The organism is Nocardioides sp. (genome assembly GCF_047607185.1).
In the GTDB taxonomy this organism is placed as follows: Bacteria; Actinomycetota; Actinomycetes; order Propionibacteriales; family Nocardioidaceae; genus Nocardioides.
The window spans coordinates 24997-33426 of record NZ_JASGDQ010000138.1 but is presented as its reverse complement, the minus strand read 5'-3'; the positions used below and the strand labels follow the sequence as shown (position 1 = coordinate 33426).

8 protein-coding genes are annotated in these 8430 nt (G+C 72.5%); 5 read left to right on the top strand and 3 right to left on the bottom strand.

Annotated elements, in window-relative coordinates; translation table 11 throughout:
- Nucleotides 1-129: 129 nt before the first annotated feature.
- From QM595_RS16360 to QM595_RS16350, 3 genes are all read right to left on the bottom strand, one after another.
- Nucleotides 130-1407: a DUF5667 domain-containing protein gene (locus QM595_RS16360; RefSeq protein WP_415172643.1), complete on the bottom strand. Its 1278-nt coding sequence runs from the start codon at nt 1405-1407 to the stop codon at nt 130-132.
- Nucleotides 1408-1510: 103 nt separating this feature from the next.
- A complete protein-coding gene (locus tag QM595_RS16355) occupies nt 1511-2290 on the bottom strand; it encodes a sigma-70 family RNA polymerase sigma factor (RefSeq protein ID WP_415172642.1) in 780 nt (259 codons plus the stop codon).
- A gap of 140 nt (nt 2291-2430) precedes the next feature.
- Nucleotides 2431-3297 (bottom strand): HAD family hydrolase, encoded by an 867-nt coding sequence (locus QM595_RS16350; protein WP_415172641.1) that lies wholly within the window; start codon nt 3295-3297, stop codon nt 2431-2433.
- A 242-nt stretch (nt 3298-3539) separates the two neighbouring features.
- Between QM595_RS16350 and QM595_RS16345 the strand changes: the two genes are divergently transcribed.
- The 5 genes from QM595_RS16345 (at nt 3540) to hemC (ending at nt 8406) form a co-directional block, all read left to right on the top strand.
- Nucleotides 3540-5144 (top strand): class I adenylate-forming enzyme family protein, encoded by a 1605-nt coding sequence (locus tag QM595_RS16345; RefSeq protein ID WP_415172640.1) that lies wholly within the window; start codon nt 3540-3542, stop codon nt 5142-5144.
- Complete coding sequence (locus tag QM595_RS16340; protein WP_415172639.1) at nt 5141-5374, top strand: glutaredoxin family protein; 234 nt, start codon at nt 5141-5143, stop codon at nt 5372-5374. The genes QM595_RS16345 and QM595_RS16340 overlap by 4 nt, the downstream gene beginning before the upstream one ends.
- Before the next feature lie 112 nt (nt 5375-5486).
- Nucleotides 5487-6152, top strand: coding sequence for a redox-sensing transcriptional repressor Rex (locus QM595_RS16335; protein WP_415172638.1), 666 nt, complete (start codon nt 5487-5489; stop codon nt 6150-6152).
- Nucleotides 6149-7474, top strand: a complete 1326-nt coding sequence (locus QM595_RS16330) for a glutamyl-tRNA reductase (protein WP_415172637.1) — start codon at nt 6149-6151, stop codon at nt 7472-7474. The genes QM595_RS16335 and QM595_RS16330 overlap by 4 nt, the downstream gene beginning before the upstream one ends.
- Before the next feature lie 8 nt (nt 7475-7482).
- Nucleotides 7483-8406 (top strand): hydroxymethylbilane synthase, encoded by a 924-nt coding sequence (hemC, locus tag QM595_RS16325; RefSeq protein ID WP_415172644.1) that lies wholly within the window; start codon nt 7483-7485, stop codon nt 8404-8406.
- Nucleotides 8407-8430: the final 24 nt, after the last annotated feature.

Below are 8430 nucleotides of genomic sequence, written 5' to 3'. Positions count from 1 at the left end.
AGGTCGAGTGCCTGCACTTGTGCCGACTCGGCGGTTGTGGGGCCTGCACTTGTGCCGACTCGGCGGTTGTGGGGCCTGCACTTGTGCCGACTCGGCGGTTGTGGGGCCTGCACTTCTGCCGACTCGGCGTCAGGGGGTGGTGGTGCTACCCAGCAGCCCGCCGAGCGTGTCACCCACGCTGCCGACAGTGTCGTCGACGCCGTCACCCACGTCATCGACGGTGTCGCCGAGGCCGCCCACGGTCTCGCCCAGCGGGCCGCTGACGCCCTGACCCACCTGGCCCAGGGTGTCGCCAACGCCGCCGACCACGCCACCGACTCCGTCGCCCACGCCGCCGACGACGCCACCGACACCCTCGCCCAGGGAGGTCGGCGAGGTGCTGGGCTTGGTGGTGGTCTTGCCGCCACTGTCGCCGGTGGTGGTCGAGTCGGTCTGCGCCGAGGTCGAGCCCGTGCTGTCGGCCTCGGTCTGCTGCTGGCCGGTGTCGGCCGCCGGGTCGGGCGCGACCGGCTGAGCCTGCTGGGTCGGCTGCACCGGCGTCAGCGCGCTGACGGTGCTCTCGACGGTGTCGCCGACCAGGGTCATCAGCGATGACGGCAGTTCGAGGATGCCGCCCAGGTCGCAGCCGGGGCAGGCCTGGCTGACGGCCTGGTCGATGTCGATCAGCGTCTGAGTGGCCGAGGCGAGGGCGTCGTCGGTCGACGCCGGCAGCGTGCCGACGAGGCTGGCGAGGGTGGTGATGCCCTGCTGAGTGAACTCGTGCAGCCGGGTGATGGTCGCCTGGTCGCCGCTCTTGGCGTAGTCGCCGAGCAGCAGGTCGGAGGCCTTGGTCGACTGCGAGGCGTAGTCGTCGAGCGCTCGCTCGAGGTCGGCGGGGTCGGCGTCGGCGCGGTCGCGCAGCCTCTCGACCTCGGCGAGGCGGTCGCCGGCCTGGCCGAGCAGCGTGCTGCCCTTGGCGCCGTCACCGAAGCTGAGGGAGGTGTGCGCGTCCTCGATGAGCCGCTTGACCGGGTAGAGCGTGTCGCCGGGCAGCGAGCCCTGCGATGCCGCGGCGGTGCCGGTGGCCGCGCCGACGACGGAGAAGGCCGCGATGGCGATGGCGATGCGGCGCTCGCGGCGGGCGCGGGTCGAGGTGTCGGCATGGCCGACGGTGAGCTTGCGGGTCAGGTTATCGGCGGCGGCGTCCTCGGCAGGCGGCTCGGCGAGCGCCACCGCCGCCTCGGCCATCAGTCGCTCCCGCAACGAGGCCGCGAAGGCCGGCCGCGGCGCGATCTCGGGCAGCGCCCGGATCTCCCCGGCGAGCGAGGCCAGCGCCGCGAGCTCCGGCGCGGGTGCCTCGTCGAGGGTGCCGCGCAGCAGCGCGTCGAACTGGTCGGCGCGGCGGCGCGACGAGAACGCCGGGCTCATGATTCAGGTCCTTCCGGGAGGCGACAGCCTGACGGGCACGGCCGTCCCGTCGCTGTCGTGGGCCCCAACGACGCGGGGGCGGGGGAGGTTACGGTCGAGGTGGTCACCGCAGCCCCTCCGGCATCAGCTTGGCCAGGTTGCGCACGCCGCGCAGCTGGAGCTGTTTGATCGCGCCCTCGCTGCGTCCCAGCACCACCGCCGTCTCGGCGATCGACATCGACTGCAGGAAGCGCATCACCACGCAGTCGCGCTGCTCAGTGGGGAGCTTGGCCAGACACTGGAGCAGTACCTCGTTGGTCAGCCCCGCTAGGACCTCGGTCTCGGGGCCGTCGGCGGCGGCGTCGTCATGGGCGCCCATGTCCTCGGTCGTCAGCTCCAGCCGAGTCCGGCTGGCCTTGAAGTGATCGGTCGCCAGGTTGCGGGCGATGGTCATCAGCCAGGCGCCGAAGTCCTTGCCCTGCCAGCGGAAGCCGGTCATCGAGCGCAGCGCCCGGAAGAACGTCTCCGAGGTGAGATCCTCGGCAAGCGTCTGGGAGCGGGTGCGGTAGTAGAGGAACCGGTAGACCGCGCCGTTGTAGTGGTCATAGAGCAGGCCGAACGCCTCGGTGTCACCCTGACGAGCCAGCTCCACCAGCGCGATCAGCCGCTGCCGCTCGGCCTCGTTCTCCTCAGAGGACGCCGCGAGATTGCTGTCGCCCGGGGCGGGGCCGTCTCCGGAATGGCCGCTCGTCGGGCCGGGCTGGTGGGCCAGCGGGCTGCTCTCGGCGATGAGCCAGCCGTCGCCGGCACTGGCCGGGACCGCCTCGCTTGCAGCCAGCGCGGCCGCGACGGCGACGCGCAGGGCCTCGAGGCCGCGCGCCAGATCGCCGTCGTGCCAAGGCATGGCAACTATCCCTCCCCACGAGACCGGCTCCCCCGATGAGCCAGATCACACGATACGACGTACCCAGGGAAATCGACAGGAAAGCCACAAACCCGTCGCAGCGCGGTGACAGTCCTGGCGCCGGGCTCCCCAACACGTTCTCAGCGACGGCGGCGCAATGCCGCACCGGTCGCGACCGCACCGGTCACCGCGCCACCGAGGGCCGCCGCGAGCAGGCCGACCCGGGCCGCCTTGCGGCCGGTGCGGTAGTCCCGGATCCGCCAGCCGTTGGCCTTGGCGTGGGCCCGCAGCCGGGCATCGGGGTTGACCGCACAGGGGTCGCCGACCAGGGAGAGCATCGGCAGGTCGTTGCTGGAGTCGGAGTACGCCGAGCAGCGGCCCAGGTCGAGCCCCTCCCGCTCCGCCAGCGCACTGACCGCCGCCGCCTTGGCCGGGCCGTGCAGCATCTCGCCGACCAGCCGCCCGGTGTAGACGCCGTCGACATGCTCGGCGACGGTGCCCATCGCGCCGGTCAGCCCGAGTCGACGGGCGATCACCTCGGCGATCTCGACCGGGGCGGCGGTCACCAGCCAGACCCGCTGGCCCTGGTCCAGGTGCATCTGCGCCAGCGCCTTGGTGCCGGGCCAGATCCGATCCGCCATCCGCTCGTCGAAGATCTCCTCGCCGACCACCCGCAGCTCGTCGACGGTGTGGCCGGCGATGAACCCCAGCGCCGAGTTGCGAGCGTCGGCGATGTGCTCGGGGTCCTCCACTCCGGCAAGCCGGAAGTAGGCCTGCTTCCATGCCGCACTGGCGATCTCGCGGGTTGTGAAGAACTTGCGGCGGTAGAGCCCCATCGCCAGGTGGAAGATGCTGGCGCCCTGCATGATGGTGTTGTCCACGTCGAAGAACGCCGCCGAGTCACTGACCGCGGGCGTGGCCAGCGCAGACTCCACCTCCGCCGCGGCGGCCGACGCCTCGCCGGCCAGCGTCGAGCGGCGCTGCAGGTTCCTCTTCGGCGTCGCCATGGCAAGACAGTAGTCCGAACGGACCACGTCGCCCAGGCACCGACGTATGCATCAGAGCTTCCGCCAGCAGGTCTCGCCTGCTGCGCGCCGCGCTGCACGCACGCTGGCTTCGTTGCGGCCGCTCGACAGGCCTCCAGCCTGCCTTCGCAGCCAGGTCTGAACGAAGTGGCCTTCGCCATCGCACGCACATCGCGACGCTCGCGACGGCGACACCTACTGGCGCAACCTCTAGGATCGCCCCTATGTCCCTTGTCGGCGTCGCTGACCTGCTGCGGCTCGCGGCGGCCGAGTCGCCCGACAAGCTCGCCCTCGTCGAGGCGGGCGGCCGCAGTCTCACCTGGGCCGGCCTGGACGACGAGGCCGACCGGCTCGCGGCGGGCCTCGGCCTGGCCGGGATCGTGGCCGGCCACCGGGTCGCGATCGCGACCGCCAACCGGATCGAGTTCGTCGCCGCCTACCTCGCCGTGCTCCGGGTCCAGGCCGTCGCGGTGCCGCTCAACCCGCGCGCCACCGGCACCGAGATCGCCCGCATGATCGCCGACAGCGGCTCCCGGCTGGTGATCGCCGACGGCGATGCGGTCGCCGCCGTCCGCGAGGCGATGACGTACGTCGACCAGGCCATGGCGGGCGAGCTCGACCTTGGCCGCGTCGACGCCGAGATGCTGGCACGGGCCGTCCGGCCACGGGTCTACGTCGTCGGCGCCACGCTGCTGGCGGACGAGCGCCACTACGACGACCTCCGCGCCGAGTCGGGCGGTCCGCTGCCGCCGCAGACCGACCCGGAGCGGCTGGCGGTGCTGCTCTACACCAGTGGCACCAGCGGCCGACCGCGCGGCGCGATGCTGTCGCACCGGGCGCTGCTCGCAAACCTCGCCCAGGTCGCCGCCGTCGAGCCGCCGATGATCCATCCCGACGACGTGGTCCTCGGGGTGTTGCCGCTCTTCCACGTCTACGGCCTCAACGCGGTGCTCGGCTCGGTGCTCCGGCTGCGCGCCAAGCTGCTGCTGGTCGACCGGTTCGACCCCACCGCCACCCTGGACCTGATCGAGGACGAGGCCTGCAGCGTGGTGCCGGTGGCGCCGCCGGTGCTCGCCTACTGGATGCAGGACCCCACGCTGGAGGAGCGGCTCGGCCCGGTCCGGCTGCTGCTCTCCGGCTCCGCGCCGCTCGACCCCGACCTGGTGGCCGCCTTCACCAAGCGCACCGGCATCCCGGTCCATCAGGGCTACGGCCTCACCGAGGCGGCGCCGGTGGTCACCTCGACGCTGCTCTCCCAGCAGCCCGACCCCACCAGCGTCGGCGCGGCACTGCCCGGCGTGGACATTCGGCTCGTCGACGAGACCGGCGCGGCCGCCGAGTCGGGCGACCCCGGCGAGATCCAGATCCGTGGCGCCAACCTGTTCAGCGGCTACTGGCCCGACGCCGCCGACGGCCCGGACGGCGGCGGTTGGTGGTCCACCGGCGACGTCGGCTTCCTCTCGCCGAGCGGCGACCTCACCCTGGTCGACCGGCTCAAGGAGCTGGTCATCGTCTCCGGGTTCAACGTCTATCCGGTCGAGGTCGAGGACGTGATCGCCGACGTTGACGGGGTCGCCGACGTGGCGGTCATCGGCGTTCCGGACGAGCAGACCGGGGAGGCGGTCGTCGCCTACGTCGTACCCGCCACGACGGCTCCTGGCGACCTCTCCTTCCGGGTCAGGTTGCGGTGCGCGGAGCGGCTCGCCGGTTTCAAGCAGCCCTCCCGGGTCGAGGTCGTCGCCGCGCTGCCGCACACCGCCACCGGCAAGGTGCAGAAGGGGCGGCTGCGCACCATCGAGCGGCGGCGGAGCCTAGGGCTGTTGGAGTGAGGGTCACCCTCTACACCCGCGCCGGCTGTCACCTCTGCGACCAGGCCCGGGCGGTCGTCGTACAGGTCTGCGAGGAGCTCGGCGAGGGGTTCGAGGAGGTCGACATCGACGCCGACCCCGAGCTGCGCGAGCGGTTCACCGACGAGGTCCCCGTCACATTCGTGGACGGCCGCCAGCATGACTTCTGGCGGGTCTCGCCCGACCGCCTCCGAGCCGCGCTGCGGGGGTAGCCCGCTCGAGTTTGTTCTCTCGTTCACAAACTCCTACAGTGAACGACGGCGTACGACGCGTCCGGACCTGACGGCCCCCGTCGCGCGCCCGGGCAACGAGAGAGCTGTAGACGTGACCGCACGGACACCGGCCGACGCCGTTCGGGACATCCCGGAAGCCACCGTCGCGCGGCTGCCTGTCTACCTCCGGGCCCTCACCACGCTGGCCGAGCAGGGCATCGGCACCTGCTCCAGCGAGGATCTCGCGGTGGCCGCCGGCGTCAACAGTGCCAAGCTCCGCAAGGACCTCTCCTACCTGGGGTCCTATGGCACCCGAGGCGTGGGGTACGACGTCGACTACCTGCGCTACCAGATCGCCCGCGAGATCGGGGTGACCCAGGACTGGCCGGTCGTCATCGTCGGCATCGGCAACCTGGGCCATGCGCTCGCCAACTTCTCCGGCTTCCGCAGCCGCGGCTTCCGGGTGGTGGCCCTGCTCGACGCCGACCCCGGCCTGCACGAGAAGGAGGTCGCCGGCATCGAGGTGCAGCCCTTCGACCAGCTCACCGCGATCGTGCGCGACAACAACGTCGCGATCGGCGTCATCTCGGTGCCGGCGCTGGCCGCCCAGGACGTCGCCGACAAGATGGTGGCCGCCGGCATCAGCAGCATCCTCAACTTCGCGCCGACGGTGATCACGGTGCCGCCGGGCGTCGACGTCCGCAAGGTCGACCTGTCGATCGAGCTGCAGATCCTCGCCTACCACGAGCAGCGCAAGGCCCACGGAGAGAGCGCATGAGTGTGCTCGTGGTGGGGATCTCCCACAACACCGCCCCGGTCTCGCTGCTGGAGCAGGTTGCGCTCGACCCGGGGAGTGCGCAGAAGCTGGTCGCCGCGGCACTCGGCAACGAGCACGTCACCGAGGCGACGGTGATCTCGACCTGCAACCGCATCGAGATCTACACCGAGGTCGACCGCTTCCACGGCTCCGTCGAGAGCCTCTCCCGGCTGCTCGTCGAGCGCTCCGGAGCCGACGTCGAGGCGGTGCTGCCGCACCTCTACGTCCACTACGACGACGGCGCCGTCTCCCACCTCTTCCAGGTCGCCGCAGGGCTGGACTCGATGGCCGTCGGCGAGGGCCAGATCCTCGGCCAGACCCGGGAGGCGCTGCGCCTCGGCCAGGAGCTCGGCGCGGTCGGCCCCGCCCTCAACACGCTCTTCCAGCAGGCGCTCCGGGTCGGCAAGCGCACCCGTGCCGAGACCGACATCGACCGGGCCGCGCCTACGCTGGTGACCGCCGCGCTGCGGCACGCTATCGGCGAGGACGGCCTGGCCGGCAAGCGGGTCGTCGTGGTCGGCGCCGGCGCCATGGCCGGTCTCGCGACCGCCACCGCCCACCGGCTCGACGCCGACGAGATCACCGTCGTCAACCGCACCCTCGCCAGAGCCGAGAGCCTCGCCGGGGAGTACGACGGCGCGGCGGCCCCCCTCGACGAGCTGGCCGACCGCATCGCCGAGGCCGACGTCGTCATCACCTGCGCCGGCGCCCGCGGGGTGCTGGTCACCCCCGAGATGGTGACCGGCCCGCTCGTCATCGTCGACCTCGCGCTGCCCCACGATGTCGCCCCCGCGGTCGGCGACCTGCCCGGGGTGACCCTGGTCGGGCTGAGCCAGCTCGCCGAGGCGCTGCACGGCACCGACGCCGCCGAGGAGGTCGCGGCGGTGCGCGGCATCGTGGCCCAGGAGGTCGCCGCCTTCCTCACCGCCCGCCGCCAGGCCAGCGTCACCCCCACCGTCGTCGCCTTGCGCAGCATGGCCACCGAGGTGGTCGACGCCGAGTTGGCGCGTCTCGACCACCGGCTGCCCGACCTGGACGCCAAGACCCGGGCCGAGGTGATGCAGACGGTCCGGCGGGTCGCCGACAAGCTGCTCCACGAGCCCACCGTGCGAGTGCGCGAGCTGGCCGGCGGCCAGGGCGCGATCTCCTACGAGCGGGCGCTCGCCGAGCTGTTCGCGCTCGACCCCGAGGCGGTCAGCGCCGTCACCCGGGCCGGAGTCCCCGGTGACGCCACCCGCACCGATCCCGGCGGCGAGCCGCGGAGCCTGGGAGGCCGGTCGTGACCATTCGCATGGGCACCCGCCGCTCGCTGCTGGCGACCACCCAGTCCGGGATGGTCGCGGACCTGATCCGCGACCGGCTCGGCGAGGAGGTCGAGCTGGTCGAGATCACCACGGACGGCGACCGATCGCAGCACACCAACACCCCGGTGACCGGGCAGTCGAGCACCGGGATCTTCGTCAGTGCGCTGCGCGACGCGCTGCTGGCCGGCGAGGTCGACGTCGCGGTCCACTCGCTCAAGGACCTGCCGACGTACCCCCATGCCGGGGTCGCCCTGGTTGCGACCCCCGAGCGGGAGGACCCGCGCGACGTCGTGGTCGCCCGTGACGGCCTGACCCTCGGCGAGCTGCCGGTGGGCGCCCGGGTCGGCACCGGCTCGCCGCGCCGGGTGGCGCAGCTCGCCGCGCTCGGCCTCGGCATCGAGCTCGTCGGGGTGCGCGGCAACGTCGACACCCGGATCGGGAAGGTGCGCGATGGCGAGCTCGACGCCGTCGTACTCGCCCGTGCCGGGCTGGCGCGGATCGGCCGGCTCGAGGAGGTCACCGAGACCCTCGACCCGCTGCAGGTGCTGCCCGCGCCCGGACAGGGCGCGCTGGCGGTCGAGTGCCGCGCCGAGGACGAGCTCGCCGGACGGCTGGCGATTTTGGACGACCCCCATACCCGTGCCACCGTCGAGGCCGAGCGGGCGCTGCTGGCCACCCTGGAGGGTGGCTGCGCGGCGCCGATCGGGACGCTCGCCGAAGTGGTCGAGGGCGAGGACGGGGACGAGCTGTGGGTGCGAGCAGTGGCGCTCTCACCCGACGGGGCGTTGTCGGTGCGGATGTCCGCGACCGGCAGCCTCGCCGACGCCTCGGGCGTCGGGACGCGGTTGGCGAAGGAGATGCTCGCCGAGGGTGCCGGCACCCTGGCGGGCGAAGCAGGACGCGACGCCTGACGGCGTCATTCAAGTAGAAGGCAA

Bases quoted from the DNA above. Each gene is read 5' to 3' on its own strand.
- QM595_RS16345 (WP_415172640.1), top strand. From the start codon at position 3,540: ATGTCCCTTGTCGGCGTCGCTGACCTGCTGCGGCTCGCGGCGGCCGAG.
- QM595_RS16360 (WP_415172643.1), bottom strand. From the start codon at position 1,407: ATGAGCCCGGCGTTCTCGTCGCGCCGCCGCGCCGACCAGTTCGACGCG.
- QM595_RS16355 (WP_415172642.1), bottom strand. From the start codon at position 2,290: ATGCCTTGGCACGACGGCGATCTGGCGCGCGGCCTCGAGGCCCTGCGC.
- QM595_RS16350 (WP_415172641.1), bottom strand. From the start codon at position 3,297: ATGGCGACGCCGAAGAGGAACCTGCAGCGCCGCTCGACGCTGGCCGGC.
- hemC (WP_415172644.1), top strand. From the start codon at position 7,483: ATGGGCACCCGCCGCTCGCTGCTGGCGACCACCCAGTCCGGGATGGTC.
- QM595_RS16330 (WP_415172637.1), top strand. From the start codon at position 6,149: ATGAGTGTGCTCGTGGTGGGGATCTCCCACAACACCGCCCCGGTCTCG.